This is a genomic window from Nocardia sp. NPDC049526, from assembly GCF_044465765.1.
GTDB lineage: Bacteria > Actinomycetota > Actinomycetes > Mycobacteriales > Mycobacteriaceae > Nocardia.
Genome location: NZ_JBITMA010000003.1, coordinates 407,436 through 425,852, shown reverse-complemented (window position 1 = coordinate 425,852; position 18,417 = coordinate 407,436). Strand labels below are relative to the sequence as shown.

Below are 18,417 nucleotides of genomic sequence, written 5' to 3'. Positions count from 1 at the left end.
TCCTGTCAGTAGCGAATAGTGGCTGACATCACTAAAACCATCAGGTTTCCTGTTGATGAGCGCAGGCGTATCTCGGCCGAGCGGCCGGAATCGTCGGGACGGGACCGAGAAAGCATGAGCACGAACGACAACATCGACGGACAGCTGTTCATCGACGGCAAATGGCGGAACTCCGCATCAGGTGGCCGCAGCGATGTGGTGGACCCGTCGACCGGCCGGGTCATCGGTACCGTCGCCGAAGCCGACCGCAGCGACGTCGACGACGCGGTCGCCGCCGCGCGCGCGGCATTCACCGGTGCCGAATGGGGCGGCCGCAGCGGCCGGGAACGAGCGCGCATCCTGCTCCGGATCGCCGAACTGGTGCGCGAGAACGCCGACGAGCTGGTGCGGCTGGAAAGTCTCGACGTCGGGAAGCCGGTCACCCTGTGCCGATCGGTGGACGTCTCGACCACCGTCGAACAGTACGAGTACTGCGCCGCGCTCGCGCAGACCATCGACGGTGTTACCCGCCGTACGCCGCTGCCCGCGTTCGCCTACACCCGCCGCGATCCACTCGGTGTGGTCGCCGCCATCACACCGTTCAACTTTCCGCTGATCCTGTCGACCTCCAAGATCGCGCCCGCGCTCGCCGCGGGCAATGTCGTCGTGCACAAGCCCGCCGAGGAAACACCGCTCAGCGCGCTGTTCATGGCGACGCTGTTCGAACGGGCCGGTGTGCCGCCGGGTGTGGTCAACGTCGTCACCGGCTCCGGGCCGGTGGTGGGTGCGGCGCTGCTCGAGCATCCGGGCGTGGACAAGATCGCGTTCACCGGATCCACTGAGATCGGCCGGCGCGCGGCGAGTGCGGCAGGTGCGGCGTTGAAGCCGGTGACCATGGAACTCGGCGGCAATGCCGCGCAGATCGTGTTCGCCGACGCCGATGTCGAGAAGGCCATCGGCGCGATCATCAAGGGTTTCGTTTTCAATACCGGGCAGTTCTGCATGGGCGGTCCCCGGCTGCTGGTCGCTCGGCCGCTCTACGAGACCGTCGTCGGCATCCTCGCCGACGCCGTCGCAGGCGTACGCGTCGGTGACCCTCGCGATCCGGCGACCGTGGTCGGACCGATGGCCGCGGAACGGCACGTCGCGAAGGTCGAAGAATATGTCGCGCTGGCCCGCCGGGAGGGCGGCCGGGTGGTGTGCGGTGGTGAACGCCTGGATCTCGACGGCGGCTATTACTACCAGCCCACCGTGATCGCAGACCTCACCGACGACTCCCGCGTAGTGCAGGAGGAGATCTTCGGACCGGTGCTCACGGTGCAGGCCTTCGATACCGAGGACGAAGCGATCGCGCTGGCCAACGGCACCCGCTACGGACTCGCGTCCGGCCTGCACACCACCGATCTCGCCCGCGCACACCGCGTCGCCGACAAGTTGCAGGCCGGAATCGTCTGGGTCAACGACTGGGCCATGCTCGACCCGGCAATGCCGTTCGGCGGTGTCAAGGACTCCGGCTTCGGACGCGAATACGGACCCGAGGCCCTCGCGTCCTACACCAAGGTCAAATCCGTTGTCATCGCCCTCGATTGAATCTGCAAGGACATCCACCATGACCACCACCACCTGGGCAGCCGTCGTCGAATCCGGCGGTGCGCCGTTCACCCTCTCCGCGATCGAACTCGATGAACCGCGACCGCACGAGGCGATCGTGCGCATGGTCGCGGCCGGTGTCTGCCACACCGACCTCGGCGTCGCCAGTGGCGGACTGCCGTTTCCACTTCCCGGCGTCCTCGGTCACGAAGGCGCGGGCATCGTCGAACGCGTCGGATCCGAAGTCACCGGTGTGGTACCCGGTGATCACGTACTGCTGTCGTTCACCTCATGCGGAGCGTGCACGAATTGTCGCGACGGCCACCCCGCCTATTGCGCAACCTGGTTGCCGCTCAACCTGATCGGCGGTGCGCGAGCCGACGACAGCCACACCATCACCCGCGACAACGCACCCTTGGGCGGGCACTTCTTCGGACAGTCGTCGTTCAGCCGACTCGCGCTGGTCGACGAGCGCAGCATGATCGTCGTCGACCCCGATGTGCCGCTGGAATCGATTGCCCCGCTCGGGTGCGGAGTCCAGACCGGTGTCGGCGCGATCTGGAATGTCGTACAGCCGCGCCCGGGATCGAGCGTTGTCGTACTCGGCGCCGGTGCGGTCGGATTGTCCGCGATTATGGCGGCCACGCTGTCACCGGCCACGACGATCATCGCCGTCGACAAGGTCGCCGAACGTCTCGAACTGGCCTGGGAACTCGGCGCGACGCACATCATCGATGCGACGACGACCGATGCCGCCGCCGCGATCACCGAAATCACCGGTGGCGCCGACGCCGTCGTGGAAACCACCGGCAGTACCGCTGTGCTGCGCACCGGCGCGGATGTCCTCGCCGCACGCGGCACGCTGGTCATCGTCGGCGCACCACCGTTCGGCGCCGAGGTGGCGCTCGACGTCAACGCCATGCTGCCGGGCCGCAAGGTCGTCGGACTCACCCTGGGCGACAACGAAACCCGCACCGTCATACCGGCTCTGGTGTCGCTGGTGCGCAACGGGCGGCTCCCGATCGACAAGCTGATCACCCGGTACCCATTCGACGACATCGGCCAGGCCGTTGCGGATATGACCTCGAGCAAGGCGATCAAACCCGTCCTCATCTTCTGACCCCTCTTTCGAAAGGAACAGTGCATATGGATCTCACCGGCAAAGTCGCTGTCGTCACCGGCAGCGGCCAGGGCCTCGGCCTCGCCTACGCCAAGGCCTTGGCCGCCGCCGGCGCGGCCGTCGTGGTCAACGATGTGGCCGCCGACCGCGCCGAGAAGGCCGCCGCCGAAATCGCCGAAACCGGTGGTCGGGCACTCGCGGTACCGATCGCCGTCGGTACCACCGAGGCTGCGCAGACACTGGTCGCGGCGGCCGTCGACGCGTTCGGGCGACTGGATGCGATGGTGACCAATGCGGGCATCCTGCGCGACAAGGTGCTGTGGAATATGTCCGACGACGACTTCGACGCCGTCATCCACGTCCATCTGCGCGGCACCTTCACCTGCGTCCGGGAGGCGGTCAAACACTTCCGTCAGGCCGGTCACGGCGGGCGGGTCGTGCTCGCCGGATCCCCCGCCGGGCAGCGCGGCAACTTCGGTCAAACCAACTATGCGGCAGCCAAAGCCGGTATCGCGGCGATGGCGCGCACGTGGGCGATGGAATGCGCGAAGGCCGGAGTCACGGTCAACGCGGTCATCCCCAACGCGGCGACCGCGATGACCGAGACCATCCCCTTCCTCGCCCCCTACGTCGAGGGCATGAAGAACGGTGAGCCGATCCCCTCGGTGGTGCGCCGCGCCGCGTCGTTCGGCACCCCGGAGGATGTCGCCGGACTGGTGGTTTTCCTGGCCTCCGACGCGTCCGCCGATATCACGGGCCAATGCATCGGGATCGGCGGCGACCGGCTGTCGCTCTGGTCGCATCCGAGCGAAATCCGCAGCGCCTTCCTCGACGGCGGCTGGACCGCCGACGCGATCGCCGAGGCGTTCGACTCCTCGATCGGTGAGCAGCTCGAAACCTACGGCATCCCGCTGCCCAAGATCCCGACCACCGCGCAGCAGCTGTCATGAGTCTGGACCTGGACCGACTCGTCGCGATCGACGTGCACACGCACGCCGAAACCGATGGCTGCGGCCACTATTCGCTACCGGAGCAGCTCCGGGCAGGTGCCGACGCCTACTTCGGCGCCGAATCGGGCCCGCCGACCATCGACGAGATGGCCGCCTACTACCGGGAACGCCGCATGGCCGCGGTCGTATTCACCGTCGACGCCGAAGCCGCACTCGGCCACCGGCGGATCAGCAATGCAGACATCGCCACCGCGGCCGCCGCACACAGCGACGTCCTCATCCCGTTCGCCAGTATCGATCCGGCCAGAGGAAAGGCGGGACTGGCCGAAGCCCGGCGACTGGTCGTCGAGCACGGGGTCCGCGGCTTCAAATTCCATCCGAGCGTGCAGGCTTTCCGGCCCGACGATCGTGCCGTCTACCCGCTCTACGAGACCATCAGCGAACTCGGGGTGCCCGCCCTGTTCCACTCCGGCCAGACCGGAATCGGATCGGGACTCCCAGGTGGCGGCGGCATCCGGCTCAAGTACTCCAATCCGATGCTGCTCGACGATGTGGCCGTCGACTTTCCGGAGCTGACGATCATCATCGCGCACCCGTCGTTTCCCTGGCAGGACGAAGCACTGGCCGTGGCCACGCACAAACCCAACGTCTATATCGATCTGTCCGGGTGGTCGCCGAAATACTTTCCGCCGCAACTGGTCAAGTACGCCAACAGCCTGCTCAAACGAAAGGTGTTGTTCGGCTCGGACTTTCCGCTCATATCCCCGGATCGCTGGATGAATGACTTCGAGCAACTCGATATCAAGGACGAGGTCCGGCCCCTGATCCTGCGTGAAAACGCCATCACCGCATTGGGATTGAGGTCGACATGATGGACCAGGGAGTCGGCTCGTGGCCGCGGCGGCGGGCCAGGATGGAGCCCGATGCGATCGCTTTGATCCAACAGGACCGGCACATCGACTACGCCACCCTCGCCGATCGCGTGGACGCCCTCGCCGCGGCCCTCGCCGATTTCGGCGTCGGGCCGGGCGCCCGGGTCGCCTATCTCGGGCACAACGATATCGCGACCTTCGAAACCCTGTTCGCCACAATGCATCTCGGTGCCATCTTCGTGGCACTCAACACTCGGCTGGCTGCGCCGGAGATCGCCGGTCTACTCGACGACGCCGACCCAACTGTGTTCGTCGTCGGTGCCGACACCGGTATCGATGCGCTCGCACGAAGCTCCGCCACTCCCCGGCTGCTGCACCTGGGTGCGGAGTACGAGAACGCGATCAACGACCACACCGGCCGAACACCGCCCGCCCATGCGGTCGGACTCGACGATCCCGCATTGATCCTCTACACCTCCGGCACCACCGGCCGCCCCAAGGGCGCCGTGCTCACCCACGGCAATATCGTCTGGAACACCCTCAACCAGTTCGCCCACTTCAGTCTCGGCCGCGACGATGTCAGCTTGTGTTCCGCGCCGCTGTTCCACGTACTCGGCCTGGGACAGATCACACTGCCGACCCTGTACGCCGGCGGAACCGTGGTTGTCATACCGAAATTCGAGCCCGGCGAGTTCCTTGCCACCATCGAGCGCAGGCGGGCCACGGTTTTCCCGCTCGCCCCGACCATGCTGAAAATGCTGTGCGAGGCACCCGAGTGGGAGACCACCGATCTGTCGAGCGTCCGCTGCGTCGCCTTCGGCGGCTCCCCCGTCCTCGAACACGTGGCCAAGGCGTGGCTGGCCCGCGGCATCCAGGCCCTACAGGGCTATGGCATGACCGAGGCAGCACCCGGCGTGCTCATGGCACTGCGCCACGGCGCCGACGCACATCCGGTATCCGCGGGTGTTCCGCACTTCTTCACCGACGTCGCGCTGCTCACCCCGACCGGCGAGATCATCGAAGGCCCCGGACAGGGCGAACTACTCGTCAAGGGCCCCAACGTCTTTGCCGGATACTGGAATCGACCCGACGCCACCGAACAGGCATTCGTCGACGGCTGGTTCCGCACCGGCGATATCGTCCGCATCGACGATGACGGCTGGGCGCACATCGTCGACCGCGTCAAAGACATGATCATCTCCGGCGGCGAGAACATCTATCCCGTCGAGGTCGAGGCGGCCATCTCCCGCCTGGACAGCGTCTGCGACTGCGCTGTGGTCGCGGTGCCGGACGAGCGATGGGGTGAGGTCGGATTGGCGTTCATCGTCGTCCGCGCCGGTCACGAAATCGATGAAGACGCGATTCGCACCCATCTCGAAGCAAATCTCGCCCGATACAAAATCCCGAAGTACTACGTCTTCCGCGAGCAGCTGCCGCGCAATGCCCTCGGCAAGCTCCAGCGCCTGCTGCTCCGCGACGATGCTCGTCAAATGCGCGGGCTGACACCGTAAATCCACAACAACCGAAGGAGTGCGCCACATGGCGACCACCGTCGACAAACCCACCGACCTACTCGACCTCATCGGCACCGAACTCGGCAGCAGCGACTGGCTCGAGATCCCGCAGCGCGATATCGACATGTTCGCCGAGGCCACCCACGACGAGCAGTGGATCCACGTCGATGTCGAACGCGCGAAGACCGGCCCCTTCGGCGGCACCATCGCCCACGGCTACCTGACCCTGTCGCTACTCATTCCGCTCTGGTCGGAAATACTCGTCATCGAACACCGCGCGATGGCAATCAATTACGGCCTCAACAAGGTCCGATTCCCAGCCCCCGTCCCCGCCGGCTCGAAGGTCCGCCTCACCGCCACCCTCGCCGACGCCACCGACCTCGGCGACGGCGCCGTCCAAGTCACCGTCGACGCCGTCATGGAACGCGAGGGCGCCGACAAGCCTGTATGCATCGCCCAGATGGTGCACCGCTACTTCCGGTAGAGCTGAGGTTCAGCTGGCCTGACAGGTGGGGCACCAGAAGAGGTTTCGGCCCTCCAGCACGGTGTGTGCGACGGGGGTGCCGCAGAGGCGGCAGGGCGCGCCGGGGCGGCGGTAGACGTAGGTGCGTGGGCGGTCGGCCGCGTAGGACGGTTCGCCGTGGTCGTGTTCGGGGCGGACGACGACCATCTTGCCGACCCGCACGCCCACCCGCATCAGCGCGACGAGATCGGTCCACATTGCGTCCCACTCGTCGACAGTGAGCGCGGTGCCCGGTCGGTGTGGCGAAATACCGTGCCGGAAAAGCAGTTCCGCGCGATACACATTGCCGACGCCGGCTAATACCTGCTGATCCATCAGCAGTGCGCCGATGGGCCTGCGCGAGCGATGAATTCGCCGCCAGGCCCGTTCCGGATCGGCGCCGCGCCGCAGTGGATCGGGGCCGAGCCGCTCGGTCAGCGCCGTCACCTCGGCGTGGGTGTACACCTCGCAGGCGGTCGGGCCGCGTAAATCGGTGCCGTACAGGCGATCATCGGCCGACGCGTCACCGACGATCCGCATCCGCACCTGTCCGACCGGCTCACCCATCGGCAGCGACACCTCGGTGAACACCCCGTACAGCCCGAGGTGCACATGTACGACCAGACCCGACTCGTAGTGGTGCAGTAGGTGTTTGCCCCATGCCTCGGCTCGGGTCAGCACCTGTCCGTCGACCCGCGCGGCACCGGCGGCGAACTTGCCCTGTGGGCTGGAAACATGCACCACTCCCCCAGCGAAGCGCCGCTGATGTAGTCGCGCGAGCCGATGCAGCGTGTGCCCTTCAGGCATCGAAGGTCGAAATCCTTTCCGGCCCGCCGACGCACGCGGCAGGGGCGGCGACCCGCTGCTTCGAGCTCGAAACGCACACCACACTGCCCGCGAAGCGCCGTTGCCGCAGCCGCGCAAACCGGTGCAGCGCATAGCCCTCAGGCATCGAAGGTAGAGATCCTCTCCGGTCCGCCGACGCGCATCGCCGTTCGGCTTACCTAGCGGGACGACGGATTACGCGCTCAGTAGGCCGGAACGGCCGGGGCCACACCGGTCTTCTCGTACTCGGCCAGGATGTCGATGCGACGCTGGTGGCGCGGCTCGTCGGACCATTTGGTCGAGACGAACGCGTCCACGATCGCCAGCGCCTCCTCGGTGGAGTGCATGCGGCCGCCGATGCCGATCAGCTGGGCATTGTTGTGCTCACGGGCCAGCTGGGCGGTCTCCACGCTCCAGGCCAGGGCGCAGCGGGCGCCGGGCACCTTGTTCGCGGCGATCTGCTCACCGTTGCCGCTGCCGCCGAAGACCAGCCCGAGGCTGCCCGGATCGGCGACGGTGCGGCGAGCCGCCTCGATGCAGAATGCGGGGTAGTCGTCGAGTGCGTCGTATTCGAGGGCGCCGCAGTCGACGACCTCGTGGCCCGCCTGCTCCAGATGGGCCTTGACGTGATTCTTCAGTTCGAAACCGGCATGGTCGGCACCCAGGTATACGCGCATGGCTGCGATTGTGTCAGGCGTGTTTCGCGTGCCGCGCGGTGGGCGGCACCACTGCCATGGTGCATCTGGCGACACCATCGATTCGGGATCGCGCTCCCTCGTGGCAACGGGTCCGCAACGTGATCGTTGATGGCGGAAGTACACCGCTGCCAGCCGAAGGAAACATCATGAAGTCGCTGCTCTGCACCAAGTCCGGACGCACCACGCCACGGCTGCGTCGCGGACTGGCCAGCTCGATCGCCGCGGCGGCCACGGTCGGCCTGCTCGGTGCGGCAACCGGACATGCGAGTGCCGCACCGGCTGTCGATTGTCTGTGGGCCGGATCCGGCCATGCGCAAGGCGCGACACTAGTGGCCGGTGGCTCGACCTTCACCTGCGTGACAGATCAGCGCGGCGCACCCCGGTGGCTCCGGGGCGCGTCCGTGCGCACACCGAGCACCGTCGCGAATCCCGGCGCCACCGCCGATCCCTCGGGCAACTTCAGCGCCGGGGCGCTGCAACCGGGCACCGAGTACAACGACTACTGCGTGGGCACTCAGCTCATCGGCGGCAGCGAGCAAATATATGAGGTGGTATCCGATGCGACGGGCGCGCTGCGGTGGAAGGCGGCGGGCTCGATCTCGCAGTGGAGCTTCGACTCTGGTAAAGGACCCGCGCCGACGACCCGCTCGGCCAGCCTGTGCCTGCCCGACCCGGTGATCTTGCCGCCGAACCACTGAGTCGAAACGGTGCGGCATCCGTGCGGGTGTCACACCATCGGGCCCGGCATTAACACCACTGGCCGCCACGGCGAATCGACAGGTATGTCAGCGGTGTTCGCGGCCACCAGTGCCGACCGCACGGCAACAGCCCGAACCTCGTCCCCGGCAAATGAATAGAGTTCTTCGCATGCAGCCGCACGACTCCCAGCCGCCCCAGCAGCCGGGCGGACCCGCCGATCCCTATCCCGCTCTCGGCGGATGGGCGCAGGCTCAGGACGCGACCGCCACACCGGACAATTCGCCGCAGTACCCATCGACGCCGCAATACCCCGCCGCGCCGTACCCCGGATTCCCCACGCCCCACTATGGACCCGCGCCGTACGGATACGGTGTGGCTCCGGTCCCGCCCGGTACGCCCCCGCAGCGGCAGCCGCGCGGCCTGTCCCCGTACGGCATGCCCGCACGGCACCCGTGGGAGATTCCGCTGCTGGTCGTGGTCTGTGTGATCACCACGCTCGCGATGCTGATCGCGCTGGCGGCGTGCATCGGCCTCGTGCTGGATGGGAAGCAGCCGAATATCTACCTGATCATCCTGGTCTTCGCGCCGATCGTGGTGTGGTTCCTGCGCGGAATGGGCTACGCGGCAATGCGGGTCAACGGCGTCAAGATGTCGCCGACCCAGTTTCCGGAGGGCTATCAGCTGGTGGTCGAGGCGGCGGCCCGATTCGGAATGGCCAAGGTGCCGGATGCCTACGTCGTGCTCGGCAACGGCCAGATCAATGCCTTCGCCTCCGGTCACGGGTTCCGGCGCTATGTCGCGGTCTACAGCGACCTGTTCGAAATCGGCGGCGCCGCACGCGAACCCGAGGCTCTCGCCTTCATCATCGGTCACGAGGTCGGACATATCGCGGCCGGGCACACCTCGTACTGGCGTCAGCTCGGCATGTTCGTGGCACCGTCGCTGCCGATCATCGGCAGCTCGCTGATCCGGTCCCAGGAGTACACCGCCGACAACCACGGCTACTGCAACCGGCACGTCGGTGCACCGGGCGCCATGGGCACCCTCGCCGCGGGCAAGTACCTGAACAAGTTGGTCGGCTTCGACGAGATGGCCGATCGGGCCGCGGTCGAGAAGGGCTTCTTCGTCTGGATCAGCAATGCCATGTCCTCGCATCCGGTGCTGACCTGGCGGATGTGGGCTCTGCGTGACCGCAGCAGGCACGGCAAGCTGTTCTGGCGACCGAACCGACCGGCCGGTGCGCCACCGGCCGGTCCGTACCCGAGCAGCTACGGCGAGGTTCCGACGTTGCCGCCCAAACCGGTGCCGTAGGGTCCGCGGTCAGTCGAAGGACGGATCCTCGGTCCTGGTCCGCTTCAGCTCGAAGAAGTGCGGGTAGTCGGCCAGCGTGACCGCCGCATCCCACAGCTTCCCGGCCTCCTCGCCGCGCGGGATCCGTGACAGCACCGGACCGAAGAAGGCATTGCCGTTGATGTGGATGGTCGGGGTGCCGACATCCGGACCGACCTTGTCCATGCCCGCGTGATGACTCTTGCGCAGTGCCTCGTCGAATTCGGTGCTCTCGGCCGCTGCGGCGAGTTCGGCGGGCAGGCCTGCCTCGGCGAGCGAATCAGCGATCACCGCGGCGAGGGATTCCTTGCGGGAGTCGCGCGCGTACTCCTCGCGACGGTTGTGGATGCGGGTACCCATCGCGGTGTAGAGCGGGGAGAGCACTTTGTCACCATGCTCCTGGGCGGCGGCGATGGCAACCCGGACCGGCCCCCAGCCGGTCGCGAGCAACTCCTCGTACTGCGGCGGCAGCCCCTCCTTGCCCTCGTTCAGCACCGACAGGCTCATCACGTGGAAACGGGCCTCGATATCGCGGACCTGCTCGACCTCGAGAATCCAGCGGGAGGTGATCCAACACCAGGGGCACAGCGGGTCGAACCAGAAATCGGCAACGTTCTTGGCGGTCGTCTCGCTCACAGAGCTGTTCCTCTCCATCGCACGCTTGTAACGCGCGGATTCGCCGCGCCACTATCCGTGGCCAACCACGCGAGCGCGCGATTCGTTCCCGGACCGGACGCCCGATTTTCCGAAAAGGCGGCCCGGGGTCCCAGTAGGGTGACACGCAGGCGTCCGGTTCCCTCCCGAAAAGGAGTCCGTTATGACCTCTGATCAGCATTTCGTCATCGTCGGCGGCGGGCTGGCCGCGGCCAAACTGGCGGAAGCGCTGCGCGCCAACGATTTCGCCGGAACCGTGACGCTGATCAGCGCCGAGGATTACCTGCCCTATGAGCGACCACCGCTGTCCAAGGAACATCTGGCCGGTAAGAAATCGCTCGAGGAATTCACCGTCGATCCGGGCCAGTGGTACCGCGATCACCATATCGACGTCCGGCTCGGCACCGAGGTCGGCGCGATCGATCCGAGCGCGAAAACCGTGACGCTGCCGGATGGTTCGACGCTCGGCTACGACAAGCTCGCACTCGCGACCGGCTCGACACCGCGCCGCCTGCCGATTCCGGGCATGGATGCGCGCGAGGTGTACACGCTGCGCACGATCGGCGATTCCGACAGTCTGATCGAGCTGTTCGGCTCGGCCCGGCGGCTGGTCATCATCGGGGCGGGCTGGATCGGGCTCGAGGTCGCCTCGGCCGCGCGCGCCGCCCAGGTCGAGGTCACCATTGTCGAATCGGCCGAACTGCCGCTACTGGCGGCACTCGGACCCGAGATGGGGCGGGTCTTCGCGGATCTGCACCGCGACCACGGCGTCGACCTGCGATTCGGTGCGCAGGTCGAGGCGATCACCACTCATCAGGCCGGGGCAATCACCGCTGGTCAGGGAGGGGTGGATGTGGCGAGCGGCGTCCGACTCACCGACGGCACCGTGATCGAGGGTGATGCGGTACTTGTCGCGGTCGGCGCGCGGCCGAATATCGAACTGGCCGCGAACGCGGGGCTGGCGACCGACGGCGGCGTACTTGTCGACGCGAGCCTGGTCACCAGTGACCCGGATATCGTGGCGGTCGGCGATATCGCCGACGCGCAGCATCCGCTGCTCGGGCGTCGAATTCGGGTGGAGCACTGGGCGAATGCCCTCAATCAGCCCGCCGTCGCGGCGCAGACGATGCTCGGCAAGCCGGCTTCCTACGAACGCCTGCCGTACTTCTTCACCGACCAATACGACCTGGGCATGGAGTACACCGGATACGCCGCGACCGGTGAGTACGCGCAGGTGGTCGTGCGCGGCGATGTGGCCCGGCGCGAGTTCGTCGCATTCTGGCTCGACGCCGAAAACCGGGTGCTGGCGGGGATGAATGTGAACATCTGGGATGTGACCGACCGGATCAAGGAGTTGATCGGTCAGCAGGTCGATCCGGAACGGCTCGCCGATACCGCCGCGCCACTGTGATGCGGATCACTATCGAGGGTGCGTCGAATCGGCGCACCCAGCTCCGACCTCATCGCGAGCGCGCCGCCGGGGCGCACCGCAGGCTAGGAGACCGAAAATGAAGTACATGCTGCTCAAGACCTATGGGCCCGCCGCCAGCTGCGATATCCCGATCACCGAGTGGACGCCGGAGGAGATCAAGGCGCATATGGACTTCCAGCGGGCGCTCGGCGCGGAGCTGGCCAAGACCGGTGAACTGGTCGACGCGCAGGGCCTGGCCGGGCCGGACGAGGCACGACTGGTCAGTTCGGACGGGCGTTCGGCGCCGGTGATCACCGATGGGCCGTTCCCGGAGACCAAGGAGTTCCTGGCCGGATACTGGATCGTCGATGTGGAAAGTCCGGAGCGTGCGCTGGAGATCGCCGCACAGGCATCGGCGGCCCCCGGACCGGGTGGTAAGCCGATCGGCGAGTACATCGAGGTGCGCGCGGTGATGGGCGCCCCGGCGACCGAGTAATAGTTGTCCATGCACGGAGCACCGCCCATCGAGGACCTGTTGCGCGAACTCGCGCCGCAGGTCCTCGGCACGTTGGTACGCCGATTCGGCGATTTCGACACCGCCGAGGACGCGCTCCAGGAGGCGATGCTCGCGGCGGCGACCCAATGGCCCGCCGATGGGTTGCCGGATAATCCGCGAGCGTGGTTGATCCAGGTCGCGCAGCGGCGGATGGCCGATGTGGTGCGCGCCGAGGTGGCCCGGCGACGCAGGGAGACAACGGTTTTCGAGCGCGACGTGCCCGATGCCGAGGCCGTCGATCGTGACGATACGCTCGCCATGTTCTTCCTCTGCTGCCATCCTGCGCTGTCGTCCGCGAGTGCCATCGCACTGACATTGCGTGCGGTCGGCGGGCTCGGCACGGCGGAGATCGCCAATGCCTTCCTGCTGCCGGAAGCGACCATGGCGCAACGGATTACGCGTGCGAAGAAGAAGCTGGCCACCCTCGACCGCCCGTTCACCCGGCCCGGTGACGCGGAATGGCACGAGCGGCTCGGAGCGGTGCTACATGTGCTGTACCTGATCTTCAACGAGGGGCACACCAGCACCGCGGGACCCGACCTACAGCGGGCCGACCTCTCGAACGAGGCGATCCGCCTGACCAGGTCGATCCATCGGCTGCTCCCCGACGACACCGAAGTAACCGGGCTACTCGCGCTCATGTTGCTCACCGACTCCCGGCGCGCCGCACGCACCGGAGCGCACGGTGAATTGATTCCGCTCGCCGAACAGAACCGCGCACTGTGGGATCGCAAGCTGATCACCGAGGGCATCACCTTGACGACCAGCACACTCACCTCGGGCCTCACCGGCCCCTACCAGATCCAGGCCGTGATCGCCGTACTGCACGCGCAGGCGCTGCGTGCCGAGGACACCGACTGGCGTCGAATCCTGGCCCTGTACAACATGATCGAGCGCATCTCGAAGAACCCGATGGTCACCCTCAACCGCGCCGTCGCCACCGCGATGGTGCACGGCCCGGCCGCCGCACTCGAACTCGCCGACACTCTCGAAGACCAACTGACAGACAGCCACCGCCTCGACGCCGTGCGCGGCCACCTACACGAAATGGCAGGCGACTTCCCTGCAGCCATAACCTGCTACACCCACGCCGCCAACCACACCACCAGCCTCCCCGAACGCGACTACCTCACCCTCCGCGCCGCCCACCTCCGCCACCAAACCCGGGCATAGCGAGCCAACGCATCGCGCGTCGAATCGGTCTCCGTGGTTTTCCAACGAGTCCGGACCGCTTCTCGTCGAAGTCGTGAATCACTTGCCGCACATACGGTTCCGACACCCACATCGGCATCGCGATCAGCGGCACCGGCTGCCGCTGAACCGCGGCCTCAGCGCTCTGACGAAATCCCGCGCCCTCGCGGATCGGCCGTGTCTTGTGCGCACCCATGCGGCGGCAGGCGGCAGACTGCTTGGTGTGGCAGGCAAATTCAGTGCTGGGATTCTGTTGTTCCGTCGGACCGCCGGTGATACCGAGGTGCTGATCGGGCATATGGGTGGGCCGTTCTGGGCGCGGAAGGATGCGGGGGCGTGGTCGATTCCGAAGGGTGAGTACGAGCCGGAGCACGAGAGCGCCGAGGTGGCCGCGGCGCGTGAGTTCCTCGAGGAACTCGGGCTGCCGGTGCCCGAGGGCGAGCGGGTGCCGTTGGGCGAGGTTCGCTACGGCAGCGGCAAATCCACCAAGAACCTCACCGTGTGGGCCGTTGAAAGCGATCTGGATCCAGCCGCCGTTGTCCCCGGCACCTTCGAAATGGAATGGCCGCCCAAATCCGGCCGCCTCGCCACCTTCCCGGAAATCGACCGCGCCGAGTGGTTCGACCTCGCCACCGCGCACGACAAACTGAGTGCGGGCCAGCGGCCTTACCTCGAGCGACTGGCCGAACACCTCGCCTGACCGCTCCGGCCCAGCGAACACCCGGCCTCAACCGAGCACCCACACCCACCAGGCACCGGACACCCGGTACAGCAACCGGGCACAACGCGTCCGCCTAGCACCGCACCCCCGAGAAAATCGGGCACCCCGCGTAGAGGGTGCCCGATTCTCGGGACGAAGCGCCCGGTAGCCAGCGCACCGTCCAGATGGTCAGCACGACGCGCTACTCCAGGTCTGCCCGGTAATCAGCTCGTATGCCTCCATGTACTTCTGCCGAGTCGCATCGACGATCTCGGCGGGGATCTCCGGCCCCGGATACTCCTTGTTCCAGCCCGTGGAGGTGGACCAGTCGCGGACGAACTGTTTGTCGAAGGAGCGTTGGGGGCGGCCGGGTTCCCATTCCGCGCCAGGCCAGAAACGGGAGGAGTCGGAGGTCAGTACTTCGTCGCCGAGGGTGAGAATATCGCCGTCCCAACCGAATTCGACCTTGGTGTCGGCGACTATGACGCCACGCACGGCGGCGTGCGCGGCACCGCGGGTGTAGATCCGGAGAGTCAGGTCGCGCAGTTGCTCGGCGACCTCGCGGCCCTCCTGATTCACCACATCCGCGAAGGTGATGGGCTCGTCGTGCCCCTCGGAGGCCTTACTGGTCGGGGTGAAGATCGGCTCGGGCATTATGTCGCCATCGCGCAGGCCGCGCGGCAGTGCGACGCCGGAAACCGTCCCGGTGCGCTCGTATTCCTTCAGCCCCGACCCGGTCAGATAGCCGCGCGCGATGCACTCGACCTGCACCATCTTCAGCGGCTTGACCCGGATGCCGCGACCGGCGAATTCCGCGGGCACATCGGTCGCGGAGACCACGTGGTTGGGCACCTCGGTGAAGTATTCGAACCACCAGTTCGACAGCTGGGTCAGCAGTGCGCCCTTTTCCGGGATCGGCGTCGGTAGCACCACGTCGTAGACCGATACCCGGTCCGACGCCACCAGCAGCAGGGTGTCGCCGTCCTCGTAGAGGTCGCGCACCTTTCCGGCGTGGATGTGCTTCACGTCGCAGCTCCGATCCTGGTCGATAGGGTTTATGGGAAAAAGTCCCGCGCGGGCAACCTTACCGAGGTGGCATTGTGGTGAGTGCTGTGCCCGCCGGGGGGCCGCCCGCGCATGTTCTTCGAACCACGAAGGAGTCCAATGTCCGCACCGAACCTGACTCGCGACCAGGCGATCGAACGCGCCTCGACAGTGCAGGTCGAGAACTATCGCATCGAGCTCGACCTGACCGACGGGGCGGGGCAGCCGGGCGAGCAGACCTTCTTCTCCCGCAGCACGGTCACCTTCACCGCGACCGCGGGCGCGAGCACGTTCATCGATATCGTCGCCCGCGGGGTCCGCTCCGCCGTGCTCAACGGCACGCCGATCGACGTCGCCGACTACGACGAAGCCAAGGGCATCACCCTCACCGGTCTGGCCGAGCGCAACGAACTCGTCGTCGAGGCCGACTGCGAATACTCCAATACCGGTGAGGGCCTGCACCGCTTCGTCGACCCCGCCGATGACGCGGTCTACCTGTACTCGCAATTCGAAACCGCCGATGCCAAGCGCATGTTCGCCTGCTTCGATCAGCCGGACCTCAAGGCCAGTTTCGATATCAGCGTCACCGCCGCACCGAGCTGGAAGGTCATCTCCAACGCCGCCGCGGTCGATACGCTCATCGCCGATCCCGGCAAGCACCTGTTCCGCACCACCCCGCGGATGAGCACCTATCTGGTCGCACTGATCGCGGGCCCGTACGCGGAATGGACCGACGCCTACACCGACGATCACGGCACCATCCCGCTCGGCATCTACTGCCGCTCCTCGCTCGCCGAACATATGGATGCCGAGCGCCTCTTCACCGAGACCAAGCAGGGATTCGGCTTCTACCACAACAACTTCGGTGTGCCGTACGCCTTCGGCAAGTACGACCAGCTGTTCGTCCCCGAGTTCAATGCGGGCGCGATGGAGAACGCCGGTGCCGTTACGTTCCTGGAGGACTACGTCTTCCGGTCCAAGGTGACCCGCGCTTCCTACGAGCGGCGCGCCGAGACCGTACTGCACGAGATGGCGCATATGTGGTTCGGCGATCTGGTGACCATGAAGTGGTGGGACGACCTGTGGTTGAACGAGTCGTTCGCGACCTTCGCCTCGGTGCTGTGCCAGTCCGAGGCGACCGAATACACAAGTGCCTGGACCACTTTCGCCAATGTGGAGAAGTCCTGGGCCTACCGGCAGGACCAGCTGCCCTCCACTCACCCCATCGCCGCGGATATCCCGGACCTGCATGCGGTGGAGGTCAACTTCGACGGAATCACCTATGCCAAGGGCGCTTCCGTGCTCAAACAGCTTGTCGCGTATGTCGGTCTGGAGCCGTTCCTCGCGGGTCTGCGCGCCTACTTCACCGAACACGCCTACGGCAATGCCACTTTCGACGATCTCCTGTCGGCGCTGGAGCAGTCCTCGGGCCGTGATCTGTCCGGCTGGGGCACGCAGTGGCTCAAGACCACCGGCCTGAATATCTTGCGGCCGGATTTCGAGGTCGACACCGAGGGCAAGTTCACCTCGTTCGCCGTGGTGCAGGAGGGTGCGGCACCCGGTGCGGGCGAACGTCGCGTCCATCGCCTCGCCGTCGGTGTCTACGACGACCAGGACGGAAAGCTGGTGCGCACCAAGCGCGTCGAGCTCGATCTCGATGCCGCCGAGCGCACCGACGTCCCCGAGTTGGTCGGCGTGCCACGCGGCAAGTTCGTGCTGGTCAACGATGACGACCTCACCTACTGCTCGGTACGCCTGGATGCCGATTCGCTCGACGTGCTGGTCAACCGCATCGCCGATATCGCCGAACCGCTGCCCCGCACGCTGGCCTGGTCGGCTGCCTGGGAGATGACCAGGCAGGCCGAATTCCGGGCCCGCGATTTCGTCGCCCTGGTCCAGCGCGGCATCGGCGTCGAATCCGAAATCGGTGTGGTGCAACGACTTCTGATGCAGGCCAACACCGCGATCGGCAACTACGCCGATCCGGAATGGGCCACCACCATCGGCTGGCCCGAATACGCCAACCGGCTGCTGGAACTCGCCCGCGAGGCCGAGGCGGGTTCGGACCACCAACTCGCCTTCGTCAACGCGCTCACCGGCGCCAAGCTGTCGGCTTGGCATACCGAGGTGTTGGGCGAACTGCTCGACGGCGATCCGGCCAAGGTCGGTCTCCCCGGTCTGATCGTCGATACCGATCTGCGCTGGCGGCTCGTCACCGCGCTGGCCGCCGCCGGTGAGATCGACGCCGACGGTCTCGCCACTCCCACGATCGATACGGAGTTGTCCAACGATCCGACCGCGGCCGGTAAGCGGCACGCCGCGGCCGCGGCGACGGCCCGTCCGATTGCCGAGGTGAAGGAGCAGGCCTGGACGACGGTGATGTCCGACGATTCGGTCCCGAATATCACTGCCCGCTCGATCGTCGGCGGCTTCGCGCCCAACGGCCAGGGTGAGCTGCTGACGCCGTACGTGGAGCGCTATTTCGCCGAGGTTCCCGGCGTTTGGGAGCGCCGCTCCAGCGAGGTCGCGCAGACCGTGGTCATCGGGCTCTATCCGGCCTGGGCGATCAGCGAGGAAGCCGTCGCGACGGCGGACAAGTTCCTCGCCGATGACCATCCGCCTGCGCTGCGCCGCCTGGTGATCGAGGGCAAGGCGGGCATCGAACGCTCACTGCGCGCCCGCACCTTCGACGCCCAGGACTGATGCCCTCGCGACACTGAGACGGGGCGTGCCATCCATCGTGATGCGCACGCCCCGTTCACGTTTCGACAGCCGAGACGCAA

General features: G+C 66.6%; 18 protein-coding genes. 13 read left to right on the top strand and 5 right to left on the bottom strand.

The genetic code is table 11. The features are described from left to right. Nucleotides 1-114 precede the first annotated feature (114 nt). The 6 genes from ACIBW7_RS11480 to ACIBW7_RS11455 are packed head-to-tail and all read left to right on the top strand — an operon-like array spanning nucleotide 115 to nucleotide 6,509. Nucleotides 115-1,569, top strand: a complete 1,455-nt coding sequence (locus tag ACIBW7_RS11480; RefSeq protein WP_397046185.1) for an aldehyde dehydrogenase family protein — start codon at nucleotides 115-117, stop codon at nucleotides 1,567-1,569. 19 nt (nucleotides 1,570-1,588) lie between these two features. After that, nucleotides 1,589-2,689 carry an NAD(P)-dependent alcohol dehydrogenase gene (locus ACIBW7_RS11475; RefSeq protein ID WP_397046184.1) on the top strand — a complete coding sequence of 367 codons (1,101 nt, stop codon included), beginning with the start codon at nucleotides 1,589-1,591 and terminating at the stop codon, nucleotides 2,687-2,689. Nucleotides 2,690-2,715: 26 nt separating this feature from the next. Further along, nucleotides 2,716-3,639 carry an SDR family oxidoreductase gene (locus ACIBW7_RS11470; protein WP_397046183.1) on the top strand — a complete coding sequence of 308 codons (924 nt, stop codon included), beginning with the start codon at nucleotides 2,716-2,718 and terminating at the stop codon, nucleotides 3,637-3,639. Continuing rightward, on the top strand, nucleotides 3,636-4,511 hold the full coding sequence (locus ACIBW7_RS11465; RefSeq protein ID WP_397046182.1) for an amidohydrolase family protein: 876 nt from the start codon (nucleotides 3,636-3,638) through the stop codon (nucleotides 4,509-4,511). The genes ACIBW7_RS11470 and ACIBW7_RS11465 overlap by 4 nt, the downstream gene beginning before the upstream one ends. After that, nucleotides 4,508-6,022, top strand: coding sequence for a long-chain fatty acid--CoA ligase (locus tag ACIBW7_RS11460; protein WP_397046181.1), 1,515 nt, complete (start codon nucleotides 4,508-4,510; stop codon nucleotides 6,020-6,022). The genes ACIBW7_RS11465 and ACIBW7_RS11460 overlap by 4 nt, the downstream gene beginning before the upstream one ends. Nucleotides 6,023-6,050: 28 nt before the next feature. After that, nucleotides 6,051-6,509 (top strand): MaoC family dehydratase, encoded by a 459-nt coding sequence (locus ACIBW7_RS11455; protein WP_397046180.1) that lies wholly within the window; start codon nucleotides 6,051-6,053, stop codon nucleotides 6,507-6,509. Nucleotides 6,510-6,518: 9 nt separating this feature from the next. On the opposite strand, the gene ACIBW7_RS11450 is transcribed toward ACIBW7_RS11455, so the two are convergent. The 3 genes from ACIBW7_RS11450 to ACIBW7_RS11440 form a co-directional block, all read right to left on the bottom strand. Continuing rightward, a complete protein-coding gene (locus ACIBW7_RS11450; RefSeq protein WP_397046179.1) occupies nucleotides 6,519-7,334 on the bottom strand; it encodes an Fpg/Nei family DNA glycosylase in 816 nt (271 codons plus the stop codon). Beyond that, nucleotides 7,327-7,479 carry a hypothetical protein gene (locus tag ACIBW7_RS11445; protein ID WP_397046178.1) on the bottom strand — a complete coding sequence of 51 codons (153 nt, stop codon included), beginning with the start codon at nucleotides 7,477-7,479 and terminating at the stop codon, nucleotides 7,327-7,329. Before ACIBW7_RS11445 ends, ACIBW7_RS11450 begins: the two co-directional genes overlap by 8 nt. Nucleotides 7,480-7,555: 76 nt before the next feature. After that, nucleotides 7,556-8,029: a ribose-5-phosphate isomerase gene (locus tag ACIBW7_RS11440; protein WP_327096189.1), complete on the bottom strand. Its 474-nt coding sequence runs from the start codon at nucleotides 8,027-8,029 to the stop codon at nucleotides 7,556-7,558. 167 nt (nucleotides 8,030-8,196) lie between these two features. Between ACIBW7_RS11440 and ACIBW7_RS11435 the strand changes: the two genes are divergently transcribed. Together ACIBW7_RS11435 and ACIBW7_RS11430 are read left to right on the top strand one after the other, a co-directional pair. Next, entirely contained in the window at nucleotides 8,197-8,748 is a 552-nt protein-coding gene (locus tag ACIBW7_RS11435; protein WP_397046177.1) for a hypothetical protein, read from the top strand. A gap of 169 nt (nucleotides 8,749-8,917) precedes the next feature. After that, nucleotides 8,918-10,060, top strand: a complete 1,143-nt coding sequence (locus ACIBW7_RS11430) for a M48 family metalloprotease (protein WP_397046176.1) — start codon at nucleotides 8,918-8,920, stop codon at nucleotides 10,058-10,060. Between the two features lie 9 nt (nucleotides 10,061-10,069). Here ACIBW7_RS11430 and ACIBW7_RS11425 read toward each other — a convergent pair whose 3' ends face one another. Beyond that, nucleotides 10,070-10,732 carry a DsbA family protein gene (locus tag ACIBW7_RS11425; RefSeq protein WP_397046175.1) on the bottom strand — a complete coding sequence of 221 codons (663 nt, stop codon included), beginning with the start codon at nucleotides 10,730-10,732 and terminating at the stop codon, nucleotides 10,070-10,072. Between the two features lie 163 nt (nucleotides 10,733-10,895). On the opposite strand from ACIBW7_RS11425, the gene ACIBW7_RS11420 reads away from it, so the two are divergent. From ACIBW7_RS11420 to ACIBW7_RS11405, 4 genes are all read left to right on the top strand, one after another. Further along, nucleotides 10,896-12,143, top strand: coding sequence for an NAD(P)/FAD-dependent oxidoreductase (locus ACIBW7_RS11420; protein ID WP_397046174.1), 1,248 nt, complete (start codon nucleotides 10,896-10,898; stop codon nucleotides 12,141-12,143). A gap of 97 nt (nucleotides 12,144-12,240) precedes the next feature. After that, nucleotides 12,241-12,639 (top strand): YciI family protein, encoded by a 399-nt coding sequence (locus ACIBW7_RS11415; protein ID WP_397046173.1) that lies wholly within the window; start codon nucleotides 12,241-12,243, stop codon nucleotides 12,637-12,639. Between the two features lie 9 nt (nucleotides 12,640-12,648). Continuing rightward, nucleotides 12,649-13,872: an RNA polymerase sigma factor gene (locus tag ACIBW7_RS11410; RefSeq protein ID WP_397046172.1), complete on the top strand. Its 1,224-nt coding sequence runs from the start codon at nucleotides 12,649-12,651 to the stop codon at nucleotides 13,870-13,872. Between the two features lie 241 nt (nucleotides 13,873-14,113). Continuing rightward, entirely contained in the window at nucleotides 14,114-14,590 is a 477-nt protein-coding gene (locus ACIBW7_RS11405) for an NUDIX domain-containing protein (RefSeq protein WP_397046171.1), read from the top strand. A 189-nt stretch (nucleotides 14,591-14,779) separates the two neighbouring features. Here ACIBW7_RS11405 and ACIBW7_RS11400 read toward each other — a convergent pair whose 3' ends face one another. Then, entirely contained in the window at nucleotides 14,780-15,616 is an 837-nt protein-coding gene (locus ACIBW7_RS11400) for a phosphoribosylaminoimidazolesuccinocarboxamide synthase (RefSeq protein WP_397046170.1), read from the bottom strand. 138 nt (nucleotides 15,617-15,754) lie between these two features. Here ACIBW7_RS11400 and pepN point away from each other — a divergent pair, with 138 nt between their 5' ends. After that, on the top strand, nucleotides 15,755-18,337 hold the full coding sequence (gene pepN / locus ACIBW7_RS11395; protein ID WP_397046169.1) for an aminopeptidase N: 2,583 nt from the start codon (nucleotides 15,755-15,757) through the stop codon (nucleotides 18,335-18,337). Nucleotides 18,338-18,417 lie beyond the last annotated feature (80 nt).